Below are 26,310 nucleotides of genomic sequence, written 5' to 3'. Positions count from 1 at the left end.
AGTCAGTGCGCGCCCGCGACCTCAATCACGGCTTGCAGGTAAGCCTGAACCGCCAGCGCAACGTCGCTTTCCTGCACCGATTCGTCGGGATGGTGACTGACGCCGCCCGCGCAACGCACGAAGAGCATGCCCACCGGCCAGCGCGCAGCAATGGCAATAGCATCGTGTCCCGCACCGCTGGGCAGCGACAGGCTGCGCCCCTGCACGCCGGTTACCGCGCGGCGCAGCGCCGCCTGTAGCGTGTCGTCGCAGCGCGTGGCGGCAATCTGATAATACTGCTCGGCGTTGAAGTTCAGCCCGCGCCGCTGGGCTATCGCCTCGCCCTGCGTCAGCAGTTCGGCAAGCAGCGTCGCCAGCGCGTCGTCGTCCGGGCCGCGCACGTCAAGGCTGAGCGAAACCTCGCCAGGAATGACGTTTACCGCGCCGGGCGCACAGTGCAGCGCGCCCACCGTGGCGACCAGCTGCGGGCCGTGCGCGGCGGTGGCCTGCTCGATAAATACCATCCATTCTGCGGCAGCGGCCAGCGCGTCGCGACGGTGCGCCATCGGCACCGTGCCGGCGTGCCCGGCTTCGCCGAGAAAACGGCAGTTCAGTCGGCGCGCACCGTTGATGGCGGTCACCACGCCCAGCGCCAGCCCCTCCTGCTCCAGGCTTGGCCCCTGTTCTATATGCAGTTCCAGATAGGCCATGATCTCGTCGGGTTTTCGCGCCGCCTGCTGCACGTTGTGCGCGCTGAAACCCACGTCGCTCATCGCCTGTTCCACGGTGATACTGTTGCCGTCACGGTGAGTCAGCCAGCTTTCCGGCCAGCTCCCGGTGATACCGCGACTGCCCAGCAGAGTGATGCCAAAGCGCGTGCCCTCTTCATCGGCAAAACCAATAATTTCAATGGCATGTGGCAGGCGCGTCCCGCTGGCGTTGAGCGCGTGCACGATTTCGATGGCGCTCAGCACGCCCAGCATGCCGTCGTAACGGCCCGCATCGCGCACGGTATCAAGGTGTGATCCCAGCAGCAGCGCAGGCGCGCCTGGCGTGCTGGCTTCGTAGCGCCCGCAGATGTTGCCGACGCTGTCCTGCCAGACGCGCATGCCCGCCGCGCGCATCCATTCGCCGGTCAGCGCATTGGCCCGCAGGTGTTCCGGCGAAAGATAAACGCGCGTCAGCCCGTCCGGCGCTTCGCTGATCGCCGCCAGCGCATCACAGCGCGCCATCACCCTCGCTGCCGCCCGTGCGGCGTCTGCCGCATTCATCAGGCGCTCCCGTTTGCGTAGTGATCCCAGGCAGCCTGCATCGCCGCGCCCTGCGGCGTTTTAAAGCCCAGCCGGGTGAGCACGGACTCCAGCGCACTGAGCGTCATCATCACGCACTCTTTGCGCGCGTTATAGCCCATAGTGCCAATGCGCCAGACCTTACCGTGCAGCGGGCCAAACGAGGTGCCGATTTCAATGCCGAAGTCTTCCAGCATTACTTTGCGCACGCTGTCGCCGTTGATGCCCGGTGGAATGCACACGCCGAGCACGTTGTTCATTTTGTGTTTCAGGTTGCCGAAGGTGTCCAGTCCCATGCCCTGGATGCCTTTCAGCATCGCGTCGCCGTGCAGCTTATGGCGGGCGATGCCGTTTTCCAGCCCTTCCTCAAGGATCAACCGGGCGCATTCGCGCGCGCCGAACAGCGCGCTGGTGGCTTCGGTGTGGTGGTTAAGCCGCTCCGGCCCCCAGTAATCCATGATCATGCCCAGATCGAAATAGTTCGACCAGATCATCTCTTCGTCGCCATCCTGATGATCGGCGGTGCGAATGCCCTCTTCCACGCATTTACGCCTGCGGATCGCCGCCTCCATCTGCGGACTGAGCGTCACCGGCGAGGTGCCGGACGGCCCGCCAAGGCATTTCTGCATGCCTGCGGAAACCGCATCCAGCCCCCAGGCATCGGTTTCCAGCGGATTGCCCGCCAGCGAGGCGGTGGCGTCGGTATAGAACAGCGCGCCATATTGTCTGCACAGCGCGCCGAGCGCCTCCAGCGGCTGAAGCATGGTGGTTGAGGTGTCGCCCTGCACGGTCAGCAGCATGCGCGGCCGCACGGTTTTCAGCGCGTCTTCGATGCGATCGGGAGTGAACACCTCGCCCCACGGCGCTTCAATGGTATGAACTTCCGCGCGACAGCGACGGGCGATTTCGCACAGCAGATGGCCGAAACGGCCAAAAACCGGCACCAGCACTTTGTCGCCGGGTCGAATGGCCGACAACAGAATCGCCTCGATGCCCGCGCGCGAGGTGCCGTCCACCAGCAGCGTCCAGCGGTTTTCGGTGCGAAACACGCCGCGATAGAGCGCCATCACCTCGTTCATGTAGTGCGTCATCGCCGGATCGTACTGGCCGAGTAGCTGGCTGGACATGGCGCGCAGCACGCGCGGATCGGCATTGATCGGGCCGGGCCCCATCAGCAGGCGCGGCGGCGGATTAATTTGTGGGTAGTGGGTGATATCCATCCGTTCTCTCCTTCTTTTTGATACTCAGAGTCAGCTCAGACCGCGCACGGACGAGATAAACTGCTTCAGTTCCGGGGTTTGCGGACTGGCGAACAGCGCTTTGCTCTCGCCCTGCTCCCGGACACGGCCCTCATGCATAAATACCACGCGATCGCCCACTTCCCGGGCGAAATTCATTTCATGCGTCACCAGGATCAGGGTCATGCCCTCTTTCGCCAGCTGCTCCAGCACCTTCAGCACTTCGCCAACCAGTTCCGGATCCAGCGCCGAGGTGATTTCGTCGCAGAGCAGCACTTTGGGGTTCATCGCCAGCGCGCGGGCAATCGCCACGCGCTGTTGCTGACCACCGGACAGGCTGGAAGGATAGTAATCCATGCGATCGCCAAGCCCGACCTTTTCCAGCATGCGCGCCGCCAGTTCGCGACACGCGGTTTCTTTCTTCTTCAGTACCCGACGCGGCGCCAGCATCACGTTTTCCAGCGCGGTCATGTGCGGAAACAGGTTACAGTTCTGAAACACCATGCCGATGGAGCGGCTGATTTCGCGCGCCTGCGCATCGCGGTGGGTAATGGTCATGCCGCCCAGCTTGATGCTGCCATCCTGATAGGCTTCCAGGCCGTTGATACAGCGCAACAGCGTGCTTTTACCTGAGCCGCTGCGGCCAATAATCGAGACCACCTCGCCCATGTCGATATCAAGATCCACGCCTTTCAACACATGGTTCTCGCCGTAGTATTTCTGCACCTGATTAATGGTGATGAGCGGCATTGAATTTCTTCTCCAGGTACTTGCTGTATCGCGACAGCGGATAACAGATCAGGAAATAGCCGAGCGCCACCAGTCCGAACACTTTAAAAGGTTCGAAGGTGACATTATTGAGGATCGTTCCGGCGCGGGTCAGCTCGACAAAACCGATGATCGAGGCCAGCGCGGTGCCTTTCACCACCTGCACGGCAAAGCCGACGGTCGGCGCAATGGCGATGCGCAACGCCTGGGGCAGCACCACGCGAAACAGCGCCTGTCCCACGCTCAGCCCAAGACATCGGCAGGCTTCCCATTGCCCTTTGGGCAGCGCGCGAATGCTGCCGAACCAGATATCCACCAGAAAGGCGCTGGTGTAAAACGTTAACGCCAGCGAGGCGGCCGTCCACGGCGACACGTCGATACCAAACAGCGCCACGCCGAAAAAAGCCAGAAACAGCTGCATCAGCAGCGGCGTGCCCTGAAACAGTTCGCTCCAGGCGCGGACAACGCGTCCCGGCCAGCGACGTCCGCTCAGGCGAACAGCCACCAGCGGCATCGCCACCACGGTGCCGCCGACAAATGCGACCAGCGACAGCAGCAGCGTCCAGCGCGCCGCCAGCAGCAGGTTGCGCAGAATGTCCCAGTCGGTAAAGGTGTTCATGATTGACCGCCTCCCAGCCAGCGGCGTCCCGCCGCCAGCAGCACCTGCCGCATGGCGACAGACAGCAGAAGATAAATAAGCGTGGTGACCAGATACACCTCAAAACTTAAGAAGGTGCGTGACTGAATCACGTTGGCGGCAAAGGTCAGCTCTTCATAAGACACCTGCGACACCACCGATGAACCTAACATCACGATAATGCACTGGCTGACCAGCGCCGGGTAAATGCGCTTCAGCGAGGGCGGCAGGATCACCCGAAGGAAAGTCTGTCTGCGGCTCAGCCCCAGCACGCGGCCCGCCTCCCACTGCCCTTGCGGTGTCACCTGAATTCCTGCACGGATGATTTCAGTACTGTAGGCGCCCAGGTTGACCAGCATCGCCAGCAGGGCGGCCTCGCCCGCCGTCAGCTTCAGGCCCAGGTTTGGCAGTCCGAAAACAATAAAGAACAGCTGCACCACGAACGGCGTATTGCGGATCAGTTCAACGTAGATCCCCCATAACCGGCCCGCCAGCGACGGCTTGCCGCAGCGCAGCGCTGCACCGACAATCCCAAGCGTCACGCCGCCGACCGTGGCCAACGCGGTAAGCTGAATAGTTACCCACAACCCCAGCAGCAGGGACGGCAGGTAAGGTAGCAGCGCGGCGAAATCAAGTTGGCCCATCATTATCCGCCTCTATGCGCCCGGATCCGCAGGCAGCGGCGCTTTCAGCCATTTTTCAGACAGGCCGTTCAGCGTCTTGTCTTTGATCGCCTGTGCGATCAGCGCATCCACTTTCGCTTTCAGCGCGGGCTGCTCTTTTTTCATGCCGATATAGCACGGCGAATCTTTAAGCATAAATTTCGCCACCGGCGCTTTATCGGCGTTCTGTCGCGCAATGGCCGCCACCACCAGATTACCGGTGGCAATAAATTCAACCTGACCGGAGAGGTAAGCGGATAAGGTGGTGTTGTTGTCCTCATAGCGTTTTACCTGAGCATCTTTCGGCGCCACCTCGCTCAACACCATATCTTCCACCGCGCCACGGGTGACGCCGATTAATTTCCCGCTGAGCGCTTTTGCATCGGGTAACGCGCTCTCTTTGGGGCCAAATACGCCTAAAAAGAATGGCGCGTAAGCGCGGCTGAAGGCGATGACTTTTTCACGCTCGGCATTTTTCCCCAGGCTGGAAATCACCAGGTCAACTTTACCGGTTTGCAGATAAGGCACACGATTGGCGCTGCTCACCGGCACCAGCTGCAACTTAAGTTTCATCTGTTTTGCCAGATAGGTTGCCATATCGATATCGTAACCCTGCGGCTGGAGATCGGTGCCGACCGATCCAAACGGCGGGAAGTCCTGCGGAATGGCGATACGAATGACGCCGCGTTTTTCAATCTCCTGTAGCTGATCGGCCATTGCCTGTGTCACCTGCATCAGCATCAGTATTGCGCCCAGTACGGTCAGTAATCGTTTTTTCATCTCTCTTCCCCGGTAGCGTAGCATTGAAACAAAAGATTCTTAATTTTTATCTTTGCAACTAATGTGCCAAAGGAAGCGGTGGGTCATTAACCCGCCATCAGCAGAATGTCAGATGCAAAACAGAAAATGAAAAACAAGGAATTTGAGCATAATTGCATGAAATTAAGTGCGTTTAAGCCATCTCAGCTCTTTTGCCCTGCCGTGTAAAAAAAGTACGCTGCCGCTGCGTCAAAATAATGCAATGCACTATAATGGTGCCCAACTAACGTTGTTCCAGCTCGTCCAGCGCAGCGTAAAGATCGGCGATGTGATGGATTCGCTGCCGCCCCGTTTGCAGTAATTCGTGCAGCAGCGCATTCGATAACAGGTTTACCAGACTGTTGGCAGCGGCGTAGCTGTCAAAAGCGGAAACGCTGTCCAGCGGGACGCAAAGTTCCCAGCGCGCCAGCGCGCGTACCGACTGCGCCTGCGGCTCGCATATCACCAGCGAGGGGATGCCACGTTGCTGCATCTGTTGCAGAAGGGGTTTGATAATTCGCGGGCGACGGCGAAAGGCCAGTACCACCGCCATATCGTTTTCATTCATCGCCACCAGCTCTTCGGAGAGCGTTTGCCCCGGCTGCGGCAGCAGGTGAATGTCGCCTCTGACCTGCAAAAGCTGCTGACGAAGGTGCAGCGCAACCGGCCAGGCATTGCGCATGCCAATGATAAACAGGCGTTTGCTGCTGGCCAGACGCTGGATAATGTCGTTGAAGGCGTCTGCATCAATCTGATTCACCCACTGCGTGAGGTTTGCCATCTCCTGTTTGTAGTGACGCGCCAGCAGCGTGTTTCCCTGAACCACATCACGGTCGCCCGCCAGCGGCATTCCACTCTGGCGCAGGGTTCGCAGTTCGTCGCGCATATCCTTATATTTTTCATAACCCAACCGCTTAAACAGGCGGCTGACGGTGGCCTTCGATACCCCGCTGAGACGCGCCAGCTCGGCGCTGTTGTAGCCCATCAGGTCGTCGTAGTGATCGAAAATGAAATCCGCGATGCGCTGCTCCTGACCGGAGAGCTGCGAATAGTGATGTTTCAGACGTTCATCAAGCGGCTTCATGGCTCAACCTTTGATACTTTCGTTTCAGTGCAGACAGCATAAACAAAACGGCGCGGCACAAAAGCACTATTTTCCGCAACGCTTTATGCAACCTGGAACACCTCTTGCTTGACGGGTTATGTCATTTCTTAATGAGAAGCCGTCATGATCCACAGTAAAACTGCCCCATCCGGCATGGCCGTCACGCCGCATCATCTTGCCAGCGAGAGCGCGCTGGCGGTGCTGCGAGAAGGCGGCGATGCCATTGAGGCGATGGTTGCCGCCGCCGCCACCATCGCGGTGGTTTACCCACATATGAACGGGCTGGGCGGCGACGGTTTCTGGCTGATCGTACCGCCCGACGGCGATCCGATTGCTCTCGACGCCAGCGGCGCGGCGGGTTCGCTGGCGGATATCGCTTTTTATCAGGGCGCGGAAAAAATCCCGCATCGCGGGGCAAAAGCGGCGCTGACCGTGGCGGGCACCGTCAGCGGCTGGGCCGGGGCGCTTGCGCTCAGCAGCGGGAAACTGCCGCTCTCACGCCTGTTAGCCGACGCAACGGGTTACGCGCGGGCAGGTTTTCCGGTAACAGATTCGCAGGCGGCGGCAACCCGCAGCAAAGTTCACGAACTGGCCGACCTGCCCGGTTTTACTGACCTGTTCATGCCTGACGGCGACGTGCCGCCCACGGGCAGCCGCTTTATCCAGCCCGACCTCGCCGACACGCTCAGCCAGCTCGCCCGCCACGGCCTGGACAGCTTCTATCGCGGTGCGCTGGCAGAGAAGATGGCCGCAGAGATGTCGCGCCTCGGCATGCCGATTACCCTTACGGATCTCCATCAGCATCAGGTAAAGCGCCGCATGCCGCTGCGCCTCCGGCACGACATGGGCGACATTTTTAATACGCCGCCGCCAACTCAGGGCGTGGTTTCACTGGCCATCCTCGGCATCACGAACCAACTGGACATGGCCCAGGCCAGCGAGGTGCAGACCCTTCACCGCATCGTTGAGGCAACCCGACTGGCGTTCGATCTGCGCGATCGCCACATCACCGATCCGCGGCACATGCAGCAAGAGGCGCAGTCACTGCTGGATCCTCAGCGACTGGCAATGATGGCCAGCCAGATCGACGATGCGCGCGCCATGCCTGGCGCAGAAGGCAAAGGGCCGGGCGACACGGTGTGGATGGGCGTCATCGACAAAAACGGGCTGGCCGTCTCGTTTATTCAGAGTATCTACCACGAATTTGGCAGCGGCGTGGTGCTGCCCGGCACCGGGATCGTCTGGCAGAATCGCGGCGCCGCTTTCAGCCTTGATCCCACCCACCTGCTGGCGCTGGCACCGGGCAAGCAGCCTTTCCACACGCTGAATCCGGCCGCAGCACGTCTGAAAGATGGCCGCACGCTGGTTTATGGCTCAATGGGCGGCGACGGGCAGCCGCAGACGCAGGCAGCGATCTTCACGCGCTACGTGATGCAGGGCATGCCGCTTCAGCAATGCGTTACCGCGCCGCGCTGGCTGCTCGGCCGTACCTGGGGCGAATCGTCTGATTCGCTCAAGCTTGAGGGCCGCTTTCCCCAAAGCACTTTTGATGCGCTGAGCGCGCTGGGGCATCAGCTTGAAAAGCTGCCCGATTTTAGCGAAGCCGTCGGGCATGCGGGCGCCATCGTGCGCCATGCCAGCGGCATGCTGGAAGGCGCCAGCGATCCCCGCAGCGACGGCAGCGCCGCCGGTTTTTGACAGGAGAAAAAACGATGAAGCAAAATCAACAGGAACTCGCCGCCTGGCTGGCGCAGATGGAGAGTCTGATGGATGTTCCGCTCGACCCATCGCGCCGTGCTGAACTGCTGGTGCAGTTCACGCGCATCGCCGCCATGGCTGAACCGCTGATGGCGTTCCCGCTCGACGATCGCCTTGAAGTCGCCGGAGTGTATCAGCCATGACGCTCAACGATCTGTCAATTGAACAGTTACAAACGGCGCTCAGGCGCGGTGAACTCTGCGCGGTCGATATTGCCCGACAGACGCTGCGCAATATTGAACGCGATAACCCGAAAATGAATGCCTGGACAGCGATTACCCGCGATCGACTGCTGGCGGAAGCGCAGCGCATCGATGGTCTGCGTCAGTCGGGGCAACCGTTGCCGCCGCTGGCGGCGGTGCCTTATGCGGTCAAAAACCTGTTTGACGTCGCGGGCTATACCACGCTGGCCGGCGCCCGATTGTTCAGTGAACGCCCGGCGGCGGTGCGCGATAGCTGGGCGGTGCGGAAAGCCGCTGAGGCGGGCGGCCTGCTGACCGGCATGCTGAATATGGATGCGTATGCCTACGGTTTCACCACTGAAAACAGCCACTACGGCGCCACGCGCAATCCGCACGATCTGCGCCGCATTGCCGGTGGATCGTCCGGCGGCTCGGCAGCGGCGGTTGCCGCCGGACTGGTGCATTTTTCTCTCGGCAGCGATACCAACGGTTCAATTCGCGTGCCGGCTTCGCTGTGTGGCATTTTTGGCCTGAAGCCCACCTTTGGACGACTTTCCCGTAGCGGCACTCAGCCGTTTGTTGCCAGCCTCGACCATATTGGCCCGTTCGCCCGCAGTACCGCCGATCTGACGCGGGTTTATGACGCTCTGCAAGGGCATGATGCGGATGACCGCTTCCAGTCAGACACAGCGGTTCAGCCCGTCTCGCCGTTGCTGATGCGAGGTACGGAAGGGCTGCGCGTTGGCGTGCTGGGCGGTTATTTTACGACGTGGTGCGACGATGCCGCGCGCGGCGCGGTCGCGGCGGTGGCAAAGGCGCTGAACGCGCAGGATGAGATAACGCTGCCGGAAGCGGAACTGGCGCGCAGCGCGGCCTTTATGATCACCGCATCGGAAGGCGGCAATCACTATCTTCCGGCGCTGCGCAACGCGCCGGATCGCATGGAACCGTTGTCGCGCGAGCGCTTGCTGGCCGGGGCGATGATCCCGGCGGCGTGGTACGTGCAGGCGCAGCGTTTTCGCCGCTATTTTCAACAGCAGGTGCTGGCGCATTTCAGACAGTTCGACCTGCTGATCGCGCCCGCAACGCCCTGTCGCGCAACGCTGATTGGCGAGGAGACCATGCAGATTAATCAGACCGATTTGCCGATCCGCGCCAGCATGGGCATGCTGACCCAGCCGATCTCATTTCTCGGCCTGCCGGTCACCACGGTTCCGTTAACAACGTCAGGGCTGCCCATCGGTGTGCAGCTCATCGCCGCCCCTTTTAATGAACAGGCCTGCCTGCGCGCGGCGTATGCGCTGGAGCAACGCGGCGTGGCGCAAGCCCTGTCGGCAACATTGTGAGTATCATTATGAATAGCGACATCAATCGCCCCGCCGTGCTGGCCGAGGTCAGCGACGCATTTTACCGTTATGAACTGGCGCTGGTAACCAACGATATCGCCACGCTGGACATGCTGTTCTGGCACGACGAACGCACCGTGCGGCTCGGCGCCGGAGAAAACCTTTACGGCATTGAGGCGATAAGCGCATTTCGCGCCGCACGCCCGTCCGTCGGGCTGGATCGTCGGCTACGGAATACGGTGATTGTGACCTTTGGCGAAGACTACGCGGTATGCAGCACCGAATTCACCCGTGAAGGCAGCGACAAAATTGGTCGCCAGCAGCAAACCTGGGTGAAGTTTGCCGCTGGCTGGCGCATTGTCGCGGCGCAGGTCAGCGTGATGAGCTGACGGAGTTTTTGACCTCCTCCGCCGGATGCGCCGTCAGCCAGTGGTCGGCAATCTGCTGACGGGTACAGATCCACACGCCGTCGTGCTGCTCAAGGTAGTCGAGAAAGCGCTGAAGCGCTTTGAAACGGCCCGGACGGCCGAGCAGGCGGCAGTGCATGCCCACGGAGAGCATTTTCGGCGAGGTTTCCCCTTCTTCGTACAGCACGTCGAAACTGTCCTTCAGATAGGTATAGAACTGCTCGGCGGTGTTAAATCCCTGCGGCGTGGCGAAGCGCATGTCGTTGGTTTCCAGCGAATAGGGAATAATCAGGTGCGGCTTGACCGTGCCATCCTGACAGCTCACCTGCGTCCAGAAGGGCAGATCGTCGCCGTAGTAGTCGCTGTCGTAGGTAAAGCTGCCCTGCTCCACCACCAGCCGCCGCGTATTCGGGCTGTCGCGCCCGGTGTACCAGCCGGTCGGCGCTTTGCCGAACAGGTCGCGCAGCGTGTCGATGGCCTGCTGCATATGCTGCCGCTCGGTTTTTGCGTCCATATTCTGATAGTGGATCCAGCGCCAGCCGTGGCTGACCACGTCATAATCGGCCTCTTTGATCGCCTCGACCACTTCCGGATGCCGCGCCAGCGCCATCGCCACGCCAAAAACCGTCAGCGGCAAATTCCGCTTTTTAAACTCATTATGAATGCGCCAGAAACCTGCGCGGGAGCCGTATTCATAGAGGGAGTCCATCGACATATGACGTTCCGGGTAGCTCGCCGCGCCGATGATATCGGAAAGAAACTGCTCGGAAGCAGTATCGCCATGCAGCACATTGCTTTCTGCGCCCTCTTCATAGTTGAGTACAAACTGCACGGCGATGCGCGCCTCGCCGGGCCAGGCCGCATGAGGCGGGTTGCCCGCGTAGCCCCTCAGATCGCGCGGGTAATTCTTATTAAAGCTGTACTCTTTTTTTTCTGCGGCATCGGTCATCATTGCTATCCTTTGTTCAGGCCGGTTTACAGCAAGTTTAGGCGCTCAAACTGACCTGACAGTGTTTTTTGGAGGGGATAATCCAAATCGCCATGTTTGCTGGTGGATAATCCTAACGCCACCAGCGATTCCACCATTTTCACCGCCGCGCCCACGCCGTCAATCACCGGAATGCCCAGCTCATGCGTCAACTCGCGCGCCAGCGTGGCCATGCCGCCGCAGCCCAGAACGATCGCCCCGCTGCCGTCCCGACGCATCGCCTGTATACAGCCTTCACGCACTTTTTGCTGCGCCAGACCGCTGCCGTCTTCCAGCGCCAGTACCGGTAAATCAATCGCATGCAACGCCGCGCAGTGGTGCTCAAAGCCGTACTGACGCAGCAGATGACGCGCAATGATCACCGTGCGCGGCAGCGTGGTGACGATGGAAAAGCGCGTGGCGACCATCGTCGCCATATGCATCGCCGCCTCCGCAATACCGACCACCGGCCCGCGCGCCAGCTCACGCGCCGCCAGCAGCCCCGGATCGCCAAAGCAGGCGATGACGTGTCCGTGGGCGTTGCGCCCCGCTTTGATTTGCTCAAGCACGCCAATGGCGGCAACCGCTTCGTCAAAGTGCCCTTCGATGGACGGTACGCCCTGCGCCGGAGAAACCGCCACGATGTCGGTCTGCGGGCCAGCCACGGCGCGCGCTGCCGCCGCGATGGTTTCAGTCATCGCCAGGCTGGTATTCGGATTGATCACCTGAATAATCTGTTTTTCCGTCATTGATTAACTCCTTTGTGCGCAAACAGCCTGGCGAAATCAGGCAGCGTTTCGCCAGCACGTTCAAAGCGCAATGTGGCAACGATATGTTCAAAATGTTGCCGCAATGCGTCAGAAAGCGGTTCCAGCGCTTTATTTCTTAATAATGCGATCAGCCTGTCGTGATCGTTGCAGCGGCAGCCCTGCTGCCAGGGCGCGCTCCAGGCGGCAATCGCCAGCGACGAACGCTGAGACAAACGCGTCACCATCTCAGTGAGCACCTGATTGCCGGAAATGGCATGCAGCTGGATATGAAACGCCGCAGAAAAACGGATCGCCGCCGGGCCATCGCCCTCGTCGTGGGCCTGCTGCTCATGCCGGATCACCGCTTCCAGCGCCAGCAGATGAGCGGGCTGGCAGTGCTCCAGCACCGCAGGCAGGTTGGCGCACTCCAGCAGCGAGCGCGTTGTAAAGATGTCCCGCGCTTCGCTGACCGAGGGAGAGGCAACCAGCGCACCGCGTCTGGGCGTTAATATCACCATCTGCACCGCCGCGAGGCGCTGAAGCACTTTGCGGATGCCGGTGCGGCTGACGCCGAACACCCCGGCAAGCGCTTCTTCCGGCAGTTTGCTGCCCGGCAAGAGCTGATGTTCGACAATCGCTGACATCAGCGCCTGATAAATGGGCTCATCCCGCTCCGGCAGGTCAGAAGCCGTTTTCAGGCTGGTTTCACTGTTCATTTTTTGCTCCAAAACCCCTCATTTTTCACCCGTAATCGTATACCTGAATTTAACTTTTTGTATACAAGATCGGATTCTGGCCTGGACCTTGCACTATTCACCCTGACCCATCGGGCATTCGGTTCACTTCACAGGAGCAGGTTTCATGCCAAACAGTCAGAATGTCACCCCGGCGTCGGCGGTTGAAGCCCACGCAAACTACAGCCCACGGCTGTGTAATGAAGATCTGGCGCCCACGCGCGATCGCAACTGGAACTGGTACAACATTTTTTCTTTCTGGATGTCGGATGTACACAGCATGGGCGGCTACGTGGTGGCCGCCAGCTTCTTCACGCTGGGACTGGCGAGCTGGCAGGTGCTGCTGTGCCTGCTTGCGGGGATCTGTATTGTGCAGCTTTGCGCCAACCTGGTGGCCAAACCCAGCCAGATGACGGGCGTGCCCTACGCGGTGATTTGTCGTCAGGCGTTCGGCGTCTTTGGCGCCAACATTCCGGCGGTGATCCGCGGCCTGATCGCATTTGCCTGGTACGGCATTCAGACTTACCTTGCGGCCAATGCGCTGATGCTGGTTTCGCTGAAGTTCTGGCCGTCGCTGGCGTCGATGACGCAGGCATCCTGGCTGGGGCTTTCCCAGCTCGGCTGGATCTGTTTCGGCATAATGTGGTTTGCGCAGGCGATGGTGTTCTGGCATGGAATGCGTGCGATTAAGCGCTTTATTGATATCGCCGGGCCTGCGGTTTACGTGGTAATGCTGGCGCTGGCAGGATGGATTGTATACAAAACCGGTTTTGACGGTATTTCGCTAACGCTTGCCAGTAAAGTGCTTTCCGGCGGCGAGCAGGTATGGCAGATGATTACCGCTACCGCCTTAGTGGTTTCCTATTTTTCCGGCCCGCTGCTGAACTTCGGCGACTTCTCGCGCTATGGCAAAAGCATGGGGGAAATTCGTCGCGGCAACCGCTGGGGTCTGCCTTTTAACTTTCTGTTGTTTTCCGTGGTGACCGTGGTGATTGTCTCCGGCACGCAGTCGCTGTTTGGCCGTATGATCACCGATCCGATTGAGACGGTCAGTATGGTTGGCAGCGATCTGGCGGTGGCCATTGGACTGCTGACGATGATTACCGCCACCATCGGTATCAATATCGTGGCGAATTTTGTTTCGCCCGCCTTTGATTTTTCTAACTGTTCGCCGCAGAAAATCAGCTTTCGTACCGGTGGGATGATCGCCGCCGTCGGCTCGGTGCTGCTGACGCCGTGGAACCTTTTCCAGTCGCCAGAGGTTATTCACTACACGCTGGACGTGCTGGGCGCCTTTATCGGGCCGCTGTTCGGCATTCTGTTGTGTGATTTTTATATCATCAAGCGTGGAAAGGTTTTCGTTGACGACCTGTTTGATGACACGCCAACAGGAAAGTACTGGTATCGCGGTGGTTTTAACCCGAAAGCCATTGCCGCGCTGGTGCCGTCGGTCGCGATCGGCCTGACCATCAGCTTTATTCCTTCCCTGCATAACGTTGCCAATTTTAGCTGGTTCATTGGCGTTGCGTTGTCGGCAGGCTGCTATCGCTGGTTTGCTCGCAATGAACTTGAGCGATCCGTAAAAGGCTTTAACGGGAAAATGGCGGTAGATTAAGAGCAAGGCCCAAAACGACAAAAGCCTGACTCATTACTGAGTCAGGCTTTCTGAATATTGGCGGAACGGACGGGGCTCGAACCCGCGACCCCCTGCGTGACAGGCAGGTATTCTAACCAACTGAACTACCGCTCCGCGCGGTGTTCCCCGTCGGGAACGGGCTGGATATTACGGTGAGGTCGAACGGGCGTCAACGCTTTTTCTCTGCCAATCCAACCGACTGCGCGTTTTTTCGCCCTCTCTTTGCTGTCTGCGGCACTCAGGCCCGCCAGAGGCAGCTTCCGCCCTTCTTCATCACTAAATCGAGACGTTCTTCATGGGCGGTTATCTCGTCATCACTGGCCGAAATCACGCGCAGACCTGATGTGGGTCGCGCAATGCGATAGATGGTGTCGCCGCCGGTTTGCTCCTGTCGATCGCCTTCCATGGAAAACGCCAGCGAGGTCTGCCCGCCGGTCATCGCCAGGAACACCTCTGCAAGAATTTCGGAGTCCAACAGCGCCCCATGGAGGGTTCGACGCCCGTTGTCTATCTCATAGCGCGAACAGAGTGCATCCAGGCTGTTGCGCTTGCCGGGAAACAGTTTCCTCGCCATCGCCAGACTGTCGGTTACCTTACAGAAGGTCTCGGTTTTGGGAATATTGCGCCCCAGTTTCGAAAACTCGTAGTCCATAAAGCCGATATCAAACGAGGCATTATGAATAACCAGCTCTGCACCGTTGATCCAGGCGATAAATTCGTCAGCGATATCGGCAAAAGTGGGTTTGTCGGCAAGAAACTCATCGGCAATGCCGTGCACGCCGAACGCCTCGGGATCGATCAGGCGATCGGGCTTGAGATAAACATGGTAGTTGTTACCGGTCAGACGGCGGTTCACTACCTCAACGGCACCAATTTCAATGATGCGATGCCCTTCGTAGTGCACCCCAATCATGTTCATACCGGTGGTTTCAGTATCAAGAACGATCTGACGCGTTGTATTTACTGTGCTCATAGGACCCGTTTATGTCAGACTTGGCGTTTTTCAGTACGGAGTCTACCAGAGATGGTGAAGCAGGTAGAAATTTTCACCGATGGATCGTGCCTGGGCAACCCCGGCCCCGGCGGTTATGGCGCGATTTTACGCTATGGCAAACATGAAAAAACCTTCAGCGCCGGTTATTTCCTCACCACCAATAATCGTATGGAACTGATGGCGGCCATCGTCGCCCTGGAAGCGCTGACTCAGCAGTGTGAAGTGGTGATCAGCACCGACAGCCAGTACGTCCGACAGGGGATCACCAGTTGGATCCATAACTGGAAAAAACGCGGTTGGAAAACGGCCGACAAAAAGCCGGTGAAGAATGTTGATCTGTGGAAACGACTCGATACCGCCTTAAGCCATCATCAAATACGCTGGGAGTGGGTAAAAGGCCATGCCGGACATGCAGAGAACGAGCGCTGTGACGAGCTGGCGCGCGCGGCTGCCGGCAGCCCGGCGTTCGACGATATTGGTTATCAGTCCGCGTCCTGATCGTTACAGCGCGCGTGCAGCCGGCTGGTGGCGCTCACCGCCGGACTCAGTTGTCTGTTCAGGGCGGCTCTTTTCGCCGGATTGCGAATAAGGGGAAAGGTGCGCTTGCGGGCAACGATAATGCTTAAACAACCCAGTGCCGGAAAATGCGTGCTGATAACCTTGCCGCCCTGCCGGTTCCACGGCAGCACCTGAAAGCGTGTGCGCTGCACAACTTCATAATTGAGCAGGCTCAGCCAGTCCATCATTCTCATCTGTGTGAACATGCGGCTGTTCCAGGGCACACGACGATGCAGACCAGGGATCAGCTTTCCTATACCCAGTACGCTAAAAGGATTAAAACCGCTGACGATGATCCAACCATCATCAACCAGCACGCGATCCACCTCCCGCAGAATGCGATGCGCATCGCTGCTCCAGGCGAGGCAATGCGCCAGCAGGCAGGCGTCCACGGATTTCGATGCAAACGGCAGGCTCAGCGGATCGGCCTGTACCTGTAACGACTCACCGCTCAACGCCACATTGACCTGATGCGAAATGGCGCACTTATCGGTATCTATTTCAGCGCTAAGTTGTCCTATCTTTAACAGATGAAAACCATACATCTTAGCCAGACAGGGCTGGAGATGTTTGGTCAGCGCGTCACGGTAAAACTCGCCCCAGGGCATATCAGCCCAACGCTGCGGAACCTGACGAATTTGACGTGTTTTAGCGGGCTTCATGCTCTACCATCTTCTTTACACTCAGGCCAAAAATGAGGCGATGATGAATCTTACCAGTATTCCGGCTCTTCAGGACAACTACATCTGGACATTAAATAACGAAGCAGGTCAGTGCCTGATTGTCGATCCTGGCGAAGCGGCACCCGTGCTGAAAGCGCTCGACGAAAATCAGTGGCAGCCCGTGGCCATTTTATTGACACATCATCACGGCGACCATGTGGACGGCGTAAAAAAACTGCGGGAAAAATTTCCCGGGTTGGTGGTTTATGGGCCGAATGAAACCCAGGACAAGGGCGCGACGGAGATCGTTACTGAAGGGGACACTCTCACCCTCCTGGACCGTGACTTTACCATCCTCCATACGCCTGGCCATACTTTAGGACATATCTCATATTTTAGTTTTCCTTACCTTTTCTGTGGTGACACGATGTTTTCTGGCGGTTGCGGGCGTTTATTTGAAGGTACGCCCGAGCAAATGTTTGAGTCATTTCAAAAGATTAACCAGCTTCCCGAAGAAACGTTAATCTGTTGCGCACATGAATATACGTTATCAAACTTAACGTTTTCCAACGCAATTTTTCCAAATGATGTCGAAATAGCGCGCTACTACCATGAAATTAAGGAGTTACGGGTAAAAAAACAGGTCACCTTGCCGACAAAACTGGCTTTAGAACGCAGAATAAATGTTTTTCTAAGAACGCAAGAAGATGATTTACAAAAGATTATTGGCTTCGAAACATCTCCACAACATGAATATCAGGTTTTCGCAACGCTACGCGAGAAGAAAGACAATTTTTGATTTTTCGGGTTGTATTGGTTTAACCATGCACGTATAGTTGCTCGTCTTTTAAGCGACAAATTGACACACACATGAAGGCTAAAGCGATATTACTCGCCTCGGTCTTGTTGGTTGGGTGCCAGGCAAACAAGCACGATGCCGGCGATCCTGAACAACATGCACAGAGTTTGTCTTCAGCAGGTCAAAATGAAAACGTAAAAGACACAGACCGCTTGCTGTCTCCACGCTGGCAGGACGATGGGACCAGCGTGACGCAGGAACAGGGTTTGTGGAGTTTCATTAGCACCGAGTTGAAGATGAAGGTTCCGGAAAATTCCCGGATACGCGAACAGAAGCAAAAATATTTAAGAAACAAGAGCTATCTCCACGATGTAACATTACGGGCAGAGCCGTATATGTACTGGATTGTCGAGCAGATTAAGCAACGTAAGATGCCGATGGAACTGGTACTACTACCCATAGTGGAGAGCGCTTTTGACCCCCATGCTACCTCTGCCGCCGATGCCGCTGGCATCTGGCAGATAGTGCCGCAAACGGGGCGTCATTACGGGTTGAAGCAAACCCAGTGGTACGACGGGCGTCGTGATATCGTGGCCTCGACGAAAGTCGCGCTGGACATGATGGAGCGAATGAACCGCATGTTTGACGGCGACTGGTTGCTGACCATCGCGGCATATAACAGCGGCGAAGGGCGCGTTATGAAAGCGATTAAAGCCAACAAGGCGCGCGGGAAACCGACGGACTTCTGGTCTTTATCACTGCCGCGCGAAACGACGATTTACGTACCAAAAATGTTGGCGCTTGGCGACATTCTTAAAAAGAATAAGCAGTACGGCGTGCGTCTGCCGACACCTAATGAAACCCGCGCATTAGCAAGGGTGGAAATCGGTCAGCAGATTGAACTGACTCAGGCTGCTGATATGGCAGGGATGTCGCTGAGCAAGCTGAAAAGCTTTAATGCGGGTTACAAACGAAGCAGCACGGGCCCTAACGGACCGCACTACATTATGGTGCCTAAATCGAATGTCGCAAAGCTTCGCAGTTCGTTAGCATCTGGTGATATAGCAGCGGTTCAGCCTGGCGCTCTGGCATCAGGTTCGTATAAGGTTCGTAACGGCGACACGTTGTCTGGCATAGCCAAACGCCTCAACATCCCGGTGAAGGATCTGCAACGCGCGAATAACCTGAGCAGCGCCAGCAGTATTAAACCAGGACAGACGCTGAGCCTGGGCGGTAGCGGAAACGCGACCAGCCTGGCCGATAATGGCAACAGCATCACCTACAGGGTTCGTAAGGGTGATTCTCTGGCCAGCATCGCCAAACGCCACGGTGTGAACATGGAAGATCTGTTACGCTGGAACAGCAGCGAAACTAAAGATCTTCAGCCTGGCGATAAGCTAACGCTTTTTGTGAGTAATACCTCAACGCCTGACAGCTGAGCCTCCGCAATAAAAAAGCCAATCATCAGATTGGCTTTTTTTTTACGTCTCAGGCCAACTAATAAGGCCTGAACGCTTCAACAAAAATGATATCGCTACTGAAACTGCCGTCTGGCTGAAGCTCGAAATAGCGCTGAACCTCGTCGCTGGCTGAGCGCTGATAGGCGCGGATCGCCTCAACCATTACCGTCGGCGTTCGCATACGTTCAATCCAGCTCGAAAATTCAAGCTGTAACCTGTCCTGACTGACGCCGGTAATGGCCAGTCCCGCCTCGGTAAACATACTCAGCCATTCACCTGGCGCATAGTCTTTGACGTGCGAGGTGTCTCTTAGCGCTTCAATGGTTTGCAACCAGATGTCCAGCAAGGCATTTCCGGGCGCGCTAACGTCCATAATGATGACTTTGCCGCCTGGTTTTAATACCCGATTGATCTCCCGCAGCGCACGTCCCGGATCGTGCCAGTGATGAGCGGAATAGCGGCTGATGGCAATATCAAACTGTTGATCATCAAAAGGCAGGCGTTCGGCGTAGCCCTGCTGCGTGGTGAGATGACTGTAGCCACGCGATTTGGCGGTTTCATTAACCACGTTGAGCATTTTTTCTGAAAGATCGTAAGCGACGACGCTGGATACATGTCGAGCAGCGAGATAGCTTGCATGCCCACCGCCGCAACCCACGTCCAACAGGCGTGCTTCTTTCTCTCCTGCCAGGCACTCTTCCAGCTTAAGCAGGTCGCGCCCGCTGGCGTGCAGGGCGCTGCTCAGATAGGCTTCTGCGCGATCGCCAAACTGACTATCGACATTGTCATGATGATGCGTTGCCATTCATTCTCCTTATCGGGTGCGCGTGCAGGCAGGGGCCGGGTCCTGCCAGAGGTATTCAGAGAAGCGCAGGTTTGCGCGGATGGAATTCGACGAGTAGAGGGTTATGATCGGAAGCGCGAGTCACCAGTACCGAAGCCTCCGCCACGCCCATGCCGCGATAGAAAATGAAATCCAGAGGACGCCCGAACGCTTTACGTCGATGATCGTCAGTAAAGCCTACCTCTTCCAGCCCCATATCACGGGCGAAATTATATAACGCGTTGATGCGCTGTCGGCTCCAGGCATTGAAATCACCCGCCATGATCACCGGCCCCTGATGATGGATAATTTGCTCGCCAATGGGATCAAGCTGCTTGCTGTACACATCAATACCGAGACTGAAATTAACAGCATGAATATTCACCACCATCAGCATCTGGTTATCAGGTAAGGGATAAGCGGTAACCAGCGCCGATTTTGATAAGCGCAGCAAAGGCTCACGTTCCCGTAGCGGGCAGCAGTATACAGGATGTGCTGAGGCAAGAGTCATCACGCCCGAAGGGTGTTGAGGCAGGACAAAGGCGGGAACCTGATCGGCGGCGAGATAGTGAGTCGTAGCGAATTTCACCAACTCCGGCGTCGTTTGCGCTTCCTGAAGCAGCACCAGATGCGCATCTTTACCAAAGTTTTGCAGCACCGAAAGCCAGTCTGCGCGCTGCTGTTTGAAAATGTTCCAGACCAGCACGCGTAATGACGACTCGGTTGTCAGTGGGGCACCCGGGGGCAACGCCTTACCCACATGCAGCATGGCTCCTGGCGGAAAGATCTGTTCCGCTGGCTGTCCCGCTACATACCTCATGGCATACGTCTTTTTTCGCACTTTACCGCCTGGCGTCAGTTACCGCTAAATAGATTGCTATAGCTTTCAGTTATAGGGGCTTTAGGACAGACTTTCAATCGCAGGCAGCTAATAACGCCAATTCGACAGTAAACATATGCGACTGATAGCCACTTATCTTTACCTGTCACGGCTGACGCATTCTGTTCTGTCCATACGACCGCCGACCACTGTCATACCAGGTGCATGCAATGACAGCACCAACCACCTTAAGATAAGGAATAGCGGGCAAAAAAAAGCCCTGAGTCTTATGACTCAGGGCCTTGTAATGTGGCGGAACGGACGGGGCTCGAACCCGCGACCCCCTGCGTGACAGGCAGGTATTCTAACCAACTGAACTACCGCTCCACCGATTCTGGACTGAATTCAGAATGTTGCTTCTGATATCAGGTATGTCGCCCTTTCCGCGTCACCGGAGAGGTCACGGTTCGTATGAACCTTAATATGATGCCTGGCAGTTCCCTACTCTCACATGGGGAGACCCCACACTACCATCGGCGCTACGGCGTTTCACTTCTGAGTTCGGCATGGGGTCAGGTGGGACCACCGCGCTAAAGCCGCCAGGCAAATTCTGTTATCCGGAACATCCGCTGAAAATTCTTCTTCGTCTCTCAATACCACCAGAACGCTTCTGGCGTTGTAAGGTTAAGCCTCTCGGGTCATTAGTACCGGTCAGCTCAACGCATCGCTGCGCTTACACATCCGGCCTATCAACGTCGTCGTCTTCAACGTCCCTTCAGGAGTCGCCAGGACTCAGGGAGAACTCATCTCGAGGCTGGTTTCGCGCTTAGATGCTTTCAGCGCTTATCCGTTCCGCACTTAGCTACCGGGCAGTGCCATTGGCATGACAACCCGTACACCAGTGGTGCGTTCACTCCGGTCCTCTCGTACTGGGAGCAAACCCTCTCAATTCTCCAGCGCCCACGGCAGATAGGGACCGAACTGTCTCACGACGTTCTAAACCCAGCTCGCGTACCACTTTAAACGGCGAACAGCCGTACCCTTGGGACCTGCTACAGCCCCAGGATGTGATGAGCCGACATCGAGGTGCCAAACACCGCCGTCGATATGAACTCTTGGGCGGTATCAGCCTGTTATCCCCGGAGTACCTTTTATCCGTTGAGCGATGGCCCTTCCATTCAGAACCACCGGATCACTAAGACCTGCTTTCGCACCTGCTCGAGCCGTCACTCTCGCAGTCAAACTGGCTTATGCCTTTGCACTAACCTCACGATGTCCGACCGTGATTAGCCAATCTTCGTGCTCCTCCGTTACGCTTTGGGAGGAGACCGCCCCAGTCAAACTACCCACCAGACACTGTCCCCGCGCCGGATCACGGCGCAAGGTTAGAACACCAAACATTAAAGGGTGGTATTTCAAGGATGGCTCCGCGCAGACTGGCGTCCACGCTTCAAAGCCTCCCACCTATCCTGCACATCAAGGCTCAGTGTTCAGTGTCAAGCTGTAGTAAAGGTTCACGGGGTCTTTCCGTCTTGCCGCGGGTACACTGCATCTTCACAGCGAGTTCAATTTCACTGAGTCCCGGGTGGAGACAGCCTGGCCATCATTACGCCATTCGTGCAGGTCGGAACTTACCCGACAAGGAATTTCGCTACCTTAGGACCGTTATAGTTACGGCCGCCGTTTACCGGGGCTTCGATCAAAAGCTTCTCCTTACGGATAACCTCATCAATTAACCTTCCGGCACCGGGCAGGCGTCACACCGTATACGTCCACTTTCGTGTTTGCACAGTGCTGTGTTTTTAATAAACAGTTGCAGCCAGCTGGTATCTTCGACTGGCTTCAGCTCCGTCAGCAAGTGACTTCACCTACACACCAGCGTGCCTTCTCCCGAAGTTACGGCACCATTTTGCCTAGTTCCTTCACCCGGGTTCTCTCAAGCGCCTTGGTATTCTCTACCTGACCACCTGTGTCGGTTTGGGGTACGATTCTGTGTTACCTGATGCTTAGAGGCTTTTCCTGGAAGCAGGGCATTTGTTGCTTCAGCACCGTGGTGCCTCGTCATCACGCCTCAGTGTAAAGTGAACCGGATTTGCCTGGAACACACACCTACACGCTTAAACCGGGACTACCGTCGCCCGGCCAACATAGCCTTCTCCGTCCCCCCTTCGCAGTAACACCGAGTACAGGAATATTAACCTGTTTCCCATCGACTACGCCTTTCGGCCTCGCCTTAGGGGTCGACTCACCCTGCCCCGATTAACGTTGGACAGGAACCCTTGGTCTTCCGGCGAGCGGGCTTTTCACCCGCTTTATCGTTACTTATGTCAGCATTCGCACTTCTGATACCTCCAGCAGACCTCACAGTCCACCTTCAACGGCTTACAGAACGCTCCCCTACCCAACGGACGTATCCTTAAGACGCTTCGTTGTTGTCAGTTCGCAGACCGACTCAACGTTGTTGTGGCTTGAACGTGCCGGCTTCGCCGTCACGTTAAGCGCCTTAAGTGATACGTCCGCTGCCGCAGCTTCGGTGCATGGTTTAGCCCCGTTACATCTTCCGCGCAGGCCGACTCGACCAGTGAGCTATTACGCTTTCTTTAAATGATGGCTGCTTCTAAGCCAACATCCTGGCTGTCTGGGCCTTCCCACATCGTTTCCCACTTAACCATGACTTTGGGACCTTAGCTGGCGGTCTGGGTTGTTTCCCTCTTCACGACGGACGTTAGCACCCGCCGTGTGTCTCCCGTGATAACATTCTCCGGTATTCGCAGTTTGCATCGGGTTGGTAAGCCGGGATGGCCCCCTAGCCGAAACAGTGCTCTACCCCCGGAGATGAATTCACGAGGCGCTACCTAAATAGCTTTCGGGGAGAACCAGCTATCTCCCGGTTTGATTGGCCTTTCACCCCCAGCCACAGGTCATCCGCTGATTTTTCAACATCAGTCGGTTCGGTCCTCCAGTTAGTGTTACCCAACCTTCAACCTGCCCATGGCTAGATCACCGGGTTTCGGGTCTGTACCCTGCAACTTAACGCCCGGTTAAGACTCGGTTTCCCTTCGGCTCCCCTATACGGTTAACCTTGCTACAGAATACAAGTCGCTGACCCATTATACAAAAGGTACGCAGTCACCCCATAAATGAGGCTCCCACTGCTTGTACGTACACGGTTTCAGGTTCTGTTTCACTCCCCTCGCCGGGGTTCTTTTCGCCTTTCCCTCACGGTACTGGTTCACTATCGGTCAGTCAGGAGTATTTAGCCTTGGAGGATGGTCCCCCCATATTCAGACAGGATACCACGTGTCCCGCCCTACTCTTCGAACTCACAACGGCTGCATCTTCGTGTACGGGACTTTCACCCTGTATCGTGCGACTTTCCAGACGCTTCCACTGACGCAACCGCTGATGATGGTTCCGGGCTCCTCCCCGTTCGCTCGCCGCTACTGGGGGAATCTCGGTTGATTTCTTTTCCTCGGGGTACTTAGATGTTTCAGTTCCCCCGGTTCGCCTCGCAACACTATGTATTCATGTTGCGATGATGCAACGGATTGCACCGGGTTTCCCCATTCGGGTATCGTCGGGTATAACGGTTCATATCACCTTACCGACGCTTATCGCAGATTAGCACGCCCTTCATCGCCTCTGACTGCCAGGGCATCCACCGTGTACGCTTCGTCACTTAACCTCACAACCCACAAGCGTCCCGGAGGACACATGCTGTTGCAGGCATTTGAGAGACCCGACCATAGTGTTTGCGCCACTCTTTATACGAAGAGTGACCCACTATGTCGTTTTCAAATTTTCAGCTTGTTCCGGATTGTTAAAGAGCAAATACTTCACAGCACACCGTTACCGGTACGCTCTGAAGTGATTTCAGACTGCATGGTGGAGCTAAGCGGGATCGAACCGCTGACCTCCTGCGTGCAAGGCAGGCGCTCTCCCAGCTGAGCTATAGCCCCATACAGTGTGCAGAGACCTTTACTACCACTCAACCGAGTCACGTCTTTTCCCTGCGGAAAACACGTTAATTTCTTCTCAGGCAAGGCATGCGGAAGGGAAGTTTACTTACGTAAACGACCGCGCGCATAACGCCGCATGAGGTGAAATTTGGTAGGCCTGAGTGGACTTGAACCACCGACCTCACCCTTATCAGGGGTGCGCTCTAACCACCTGAGCTACAAGCCTGTAGAGGTTTTTTCTGCTCATTACTTCTATCAGACAATCTGTTGTGGACACTGCGCAAAAAAGTATCTTCTGGTAAGGAGGTGATCCAACCGCAGGTTCCCCTACGGTTACCTTGTTACGACTTCACCCCAGTCATGAATCACAAAGTGGTAAGCGCCCTCCCGAAGGTTAAGCTACCTACTTCTTTTGCAACCCACTCCCATGGTGTGACGGGCGGTGTGTACAAGGCCCGGGAACGTATTCACCGTGGCATTCTGATCCACGATTACTAGCGATTCCGACTTCACGGAGTCGGGTTGCAGACTCCGATCCGGACTACGACGCACTTTATGAGGTCCGCTTGCTCTCGCGAGGTCGCTTCTCTTTGTATGCGCCATTGTAGCACGTGTGTAGCCCTGGTCGTAAGGGCCATGATGACTTGACGTCATCCCCACCTTCCTCCGGTTTATCACCGGCAGTCTCCTTTGAGTTCCCGACCGAATCGCTGGCAACAAAGGATAAGGGTTGCGCTCGTTGCGGGACTTAACCCAACATTTCACAACACGAGCTGACGACAGCCATGCAGCACCTGTCTCACGGCTCCCGAAGGCACTCAGGCATCTCTGCCCGATTCCGTGGATGTCAAGACCAGGTAAGGTTCTTCGCGTTGCATCGAATTAAACCACATGCTCCACCGCTTGTGCGGGCCCCCGTCAATTCATTTGAGTTTTAACCTTGCGGCCGTACTCCCCAGGCGGTCGATTTAACGCGTTAGCTACGGAAGCCACGAGTCAAGCTCACAGCCTCCAAATCGACATCGTTTACGGCGTGGACTACCAGGGTATCTAATCCTGTTTGCTCCCCACGCTTTCGCACCTGAGCGTCAGTCTTCGTCCAGGGGGCCGCCTTCGCCACCGGTATTCCTCCAGATCTCTACGCATTTCACCGCTACACCTGGAATTCCACCCCCCTCTACGAGACTCAAGCCTGCCAGTTTCAAATGCAGTTCCCGGGTTGAGCCCGGGGATTTCACATCTGACTTAACAGACCGCCTGCGTGCGCTTTACGCCCAGTAATTCCGATTAACGCTTGCACCCTCCGTATTACCGCGGCTGCTGGCACGGAGTTAGCCGGTGCTTCTTCTGCGGGTAACGTCAATGTGAAAAGTTATTCGCTCTTCACCCTTCCTCCCCGCTGAAAGTACTTTACAACCCGAAGGCCTTCTTCATACACGCGGCATGGCTGCATCAGGCTTGCGCCCATTGTGCAATATTCCCCACTGCTGCCTCCCGTAGGAGTCTGGACCGTGTCTCAGTTCCAGTGTGGCTGGTCATCCTCTCAGACCAGCTAGGGATCGTCGCCCTGGTGAGCCGTTACCTCACCAGCTGGCTAATCCCATCTGGGTTCATCCGGTAGTGTGAGGCCCGAAGGTCCCCCACTTTGCTCTTGCGAGATTATGCGGTATTAGCCACCGTTTCCAGTGGTTATCCCCCTCTACCGGGCAGATCCCCAGACATTACTCACCCGTCCGCCACTCGTCACCCGAGGAGCAAGCTCCTCTGTGCTACCGTTCGACTTGCATGTGTTAGGCCTGCCGCCAGCGTTCAATCTGAGCCATGATCAAACTCTTCAATTAAAGTCTGATTTGCCATCACGTGGATGGCGATGCTCTGTGAATTAAAACGTCGTAATGAATTACGTGTTCACTCAACAAAGACTTGATAGTTCATTCGCCCGAAGGCTGTGATATCAATCCTGCGAGTGCCCACACAGAT

22 protein-coding genes, 4 tRNA genes and 3 rRNA genes are annotated in these 26,310 nt (G+C 56.8%); 8 read left to right on the top strand and 21 right to left on the bottom strand.

The features are described from left to right. Window positions 1–2 precede the first annotated feature (2 nt). The 7 genes from hpxK to FA91_RS03375 all read right to left on the bottom strand — a co-directional run bounded on the left by hpxK (window position 3) and on the right by FA91_RS03375 (window position 6,455). Window positions 3–1,250, bottom strand: a complete 1,248-nt coding sequence (hpxK, locus tag FA91_RS03405) for an allantoate amidohydrolase (protein ID WP_034912542.1) — start codon at window positions 1,248–1,250, stop codon at window positions 3–5. Continuing rightward, window positions 1,250–2,488, bottom strand: a complete 1,239-nt coding sequence (locus FA91_RS03400) for an alanine--glyoxylate aminotransferase family protein (protein ID WP_034912539.1) — start codon at window positions 2,486–2,488, stop codon at window positions 1,250–1,252. Before FA91_RS03400 ends, hpxK begins: the two co-directional genes overlap by 1 nt. A gap of 30 nt (window positions 2,489–2,518) precedes the next feature. Beyond that, window positions 2,519–3,256: an amino acid ABC transporter ATP-binding protein gene (locus FA91_RS03395; RefSeq protein WP_034912535.1), complete on the bottom strand. Its 738-nt coding sequence runs from the start codon at window positions 3,254–3,256 to the stop codon at window positions 2,519–2,521. Beyond that, a complete protein-coding gene (locus FA91_RS03390) occupies window positions 3,237–3,893 on the bottom strand; it encodes an amino acid ABC transporter permease (RefSeq protein ID WP_034912531.1) in 657 nt (218 codons plus the stop codon). Before FA91_RS03390 ends, FA91_RS03395 begins: the two co-directional genes overlap by 20 nt. Then, window positions 3,890–4,558 carry an amino acid ABC transporter permease gene (locus tag FA91_RS03385; RefSeq protein ID WP_034912530.1) on the bottom strand — a complete coding sequence of 223 codons (669 nt, stop codon included), beginning with the start codon at window positions 4,556–4,558 and terminating at the stop codon, window positions 3,890–3,892. Before FA91_RS03385 ends, FA91_RS03390 begins: the two co-directional genes overlap by 4 nt. 9 nt (window positions 4,559–4,567) lie before the next feature. Beyond that, complete coding sequence (locus FA91_RS03380) at window positions 4,568–5,353, bottom strand: transporter substrate-binding domain-containing protein (RefSeq protein ID WP_034912529.1); 786 nt, start codon at window positions 5,351–5,353, stop codon at window positions 4,568–4,570. Window positions 5,354–5,615: 262 nt separating this feature from the next. Further along, the gene (locus FA91_RS03375) at window positions 5,616–6,455 is read right to left on the bottom strand and encodes a MurR/RpiR family transcriptional regulator (protein ID WP_034912528.1); all 840 of its coding nucleotides are present in this window, start codon (window positions 6,453–6,455) and stop codon (window positions 5,616–5,618) included. 144 nt (window positions 6,456–6,599) lie between these two features. Here FA91_RS03375 and FA91_RS03370 point away from each other — a divergent pair, with 144 nt between their 5' ends. The 4 genes from FA91_RS03370 to hpxZ are packed head-to-tail and all read left to right on the top strand — an operon-like array spanning window position 6,600 to window position 10,151. Then, window positions 6,600–8,174: a gamma-glutamyltransferase family protein gene (locus FA91_RS03370; RefSeq protein WP_034912527.1), complete on the top strand. Its 1,575-nt coding sequence runs from the start codon at window positions 6,600–6,602 to the stop codon at window positions 8,172–8,174. A gap of 14 nt (window positions 8,175–8,188) precedes the next feature. Next, window positions 8,189–8,377 (top strand): oxalurate catabolism protein HpxX, encoded by a 189-nt coding sequence (gene hpxX, locus FA91_RS03365; protein ID WP_034912526.1) that lies wholly within the window; start codon window positions 8,189–8,191, stop codon window positions 8,375–8,377. Further along, window positions 8,374–9,762 (top strand): AtzE family amidohydrolase, encoded by a 1,389-nt coding sequence (locus FA91_RS03360; RefSeq protein WP_034912525.1) that lies wholly within the window; start codon window positions 8,374–8,376, stop codon window positions 9,760–9,762. The genes hpxX and FA91_RS03360 overlap by 4 nt, the downstream gene beginning before the upstream one ends. Before the next feature lie 8 nt (window positions 9,763–9,770). Then, a complete protein-coding gene (gene hpxZ / locus FA91_RS03355; RefSeq protein WP_197060513.1) occupies window positions 9,771–10,151 on the top strand; it encodes an oxalurate catabolism protein HpxZ in 381 nt (126 codons plus the stop codon). Here the strand turns inward: hpxZ and puuE are convergent. From puuE to FA91_RS03340, 3 genes are read right to left on the bottom strand one after another with little or no spacing between them, the layout of a single operon-like run. Beyond that, the gene (puuE, locus tag FA91_RS03350; RefSeq protein WP_034912524.1) at window positions 10,135–11,118 is read right to left on the bottom strand and encodes an allantoinase PuuE; all 984 of its coding nucleotides are present in this window, start codon (window positions 11,116–11,118) and stop codon (window positions 10,135–10,137) included. The two genes, hpxZ and puuE, sit on opposite strands and share 17 nt — an antisense overlap. Window positions 11,119–11,144: 26 nt before the next feature. Continuing rightward, entirely contained in the window at window positions 11,145–11,885 is a 741-nt protein-coding gene (gene hpxA, locus FA91_RS03345) for an allantoin racemase (RefSeq protein ID WP_034912521.1), read from the bottom strand. Next, window positions 11,882–12,601: a GntR family transcriptional regulator gene (locus FA91_RS03340; RefSeq protein ID WP_034912520.1), complete on the bottom strand. Its 720-nt coding sequence runs from the start codon at window positions 12,599–12,601 to the stop codon at window positions 11,882–11,884. The genes hpxA and FA91_RS03340 overlap by 4 nt, the downstream gene beginning before the upstream one ends. A 145-nt stretch (window positions 12,602–12,746) precedes the next feature. Here FA91_RS03340 and FA91_RS03335 point away from each other — a divergent pair, with 145 nt between their 5' ends. Then, window positions 12,747–14,234 (top strand): NCS1 family nucleobase:cation symporter-1, encoded by a 1,488-nt coding sequence (locus FA91_RS03335; protein WP_034912517.1) that lies wholly within the window; start codon window positions 12,747–12,749, stop codon window positions 14,232–14,234. 58 nt (window positions 14,235–14,292) lie between these two features. Here FA91_RS03335 and FA91_RS03330 read toward each other — a convergent pair. Together FA91_RS03330 and dnaQ are read right to left on the bottom strand one after the other, a co-directional pair. Beyond that, window positions 14,293–14,369: transfer RNA gene (locus FA91_RS03330), tRNA-Asp, on the bottom strand. Window positions 14,370–14,493: 124 nt separating this feature from the next. Then, window positions 14,494–15,228 (bottom strand): DNA polymerase III subunit epsilon, encoded by a 735-nt coding sequence (dnaQ, locus tag FA91_RS03325; protein ID WP_034912514.1) that lies wholly within the window; start codon window positions 15,226–15,228, stop codon window positions 14,494–14,496. A 51-nt stretch (window positions 15,229–15,279) separates the two neighbouring features. On the opposite strand from dnaQ, the gene rnhA reads away from it, so the two are divergent. Next, window positions 15,280–15,747 (top strand): ribonuclease HI, encoded by a 468-nt coding sequence (gene rnhA / locus FA91_RS03320; protein WP_034912512.1) that lies wholly within the window; start codon window positions 15,280–15,282, stop codon window positions 15,745–15,747. On the opposite strand, the gene FA91_RS03315 is transcribed toward rnhA, so the two are convergent. Further along, on the bottom strand, window positions 15,732–16,469 hold the full coding sequence (locus tag FA91_RS03315) for a methyltransferase domain-containing protein (protein ID WP_034912510.1): 738 nt from the start codon (window positions 16,467–16,469) through the stop codon (window positions 15,732–15,734). The genes rnhA and FA91_RS03315 overlap by 16 nt on opposite strands. 43 nt (window positions 16,470–16,512) lie before the next feature. On the opposite strand from FA91_RS03315, the gene gloB reads away from it, so the two are divergent. Next, window positions 16,513–17,268: a hydroxyacylglutathione hydrolase gene (gene gloB, locus FA91_RS03310; protein ID WP_034918882.1), complete on the top strand. Its 756-nt coding sequence runs from the start codon at window positions 16,513–16,515 to the stop codon at window positions 17,266–17,268. Window positions 17,269–17,339: 71 nt separating this feature from the next. Then, entirely contained in the window at window positions 17,340–18,707 is a 1,368-nt protein-coding gene (mltD, locus tag FA91_RS03305; RefSeq protein ID WP_034912508.1) for a murein transglycosylase D, read from the top strand. 58 nt (window positions 18,708–18,765) lie between these two features. Here the strand turns inward: mltD and FA91_RS03300 are convergent, their stop codons facing one another. The 8 genes from FA91_RS03300 to FA91_RS03265 all read right to left on the bottom strand — a co-directional run bounded on the left by FA91_RS03300 (window position 18,766) and on the right by FA91_RS03265 (window position 26,171). After that, window positions 18,766–19,533, bottom strand: coding sequence for a class I SAM-dependent methyltransferase (locus tag FA91_RS03300; RefSeq protein ID WP_034912506.1), 768 nt, complete (start codon window positions 19,531–19,533; stop codon window positions 18,766–18,768). A 55-nt stretch (window positions 19,534–19,588) separates the two neighbouring features. After that, window positions 19,589–20,392, bottom strand: a complete 804-nt coding sequence (locus tag FA91_RS03295; protein ID WP_034912503.1) for an endonuclease/exonuclease/phosphatase family protein — start codon at window positions 20,390–20,392, stop codon at window positions 19,589–19,591. 289 nt (window positions 20,393–20,681) lie between these two features. After that, window positions 20,682–20,758, bottom strand: a tRNA-Asp gene (locus FA91_RS03290). Window positions 20,759–20,859: 101 nt separating this feature from the next. Continuing rightward, window positions 20,860–20,975, bottom strand: a 5S ribosomal RNA gene (gene rrf / locus FA91_RS03285). Window positions 20,976–21,051: 76 nt separating this feature from the next. Then, a 23S ribosomal RNA gene (locus tag FA91_RS03280) occupies window positions 21,052–24,056 on the bottom strand. Between the two features lie 198 nt (window positions 24,057–24,254). Next, a tRNA-Ala gene (locus FA91_RS03275) sits at window positions 24,255–24,330 on the bottom strand. A 149-nt stretch (window positions 24,331–24,479) separates the two neighbouring features. Beyond that, window positions 24,480–24,556, bottom strand: a tRNA-Ile gene (locus tag FA91_RS03270). A gap of 73 nt (window positions 24,557–24,629) precedes the next feature. Then, window positions 24,630–26,171: ribosomal RNA gene (locus tag FA91_RS03265) — 16S ribosomal RNA — on the bottom strand. Together the 16S, 23S and 5S rRNA genes with 3 tRNA genes alongside form the textbook arrangement of a ribosomal RNA operon. Window positions 26,172–26,310: the final 139 nt, after the last annotated feature.

The organism is Erwinia sp. 9145 (assembly GCF_000745075.1).
GTDB classification, from domain to species: domain Bacteria; phylum Pseudomonadota; class Gammaproteobacteria; order Enterobacterales; family Enterobacteriaceae; genus Erwinia; species Erwinia oleae.
This window is presented reverse-complemented; position numbering and strand designations above follow the sequence as displayed.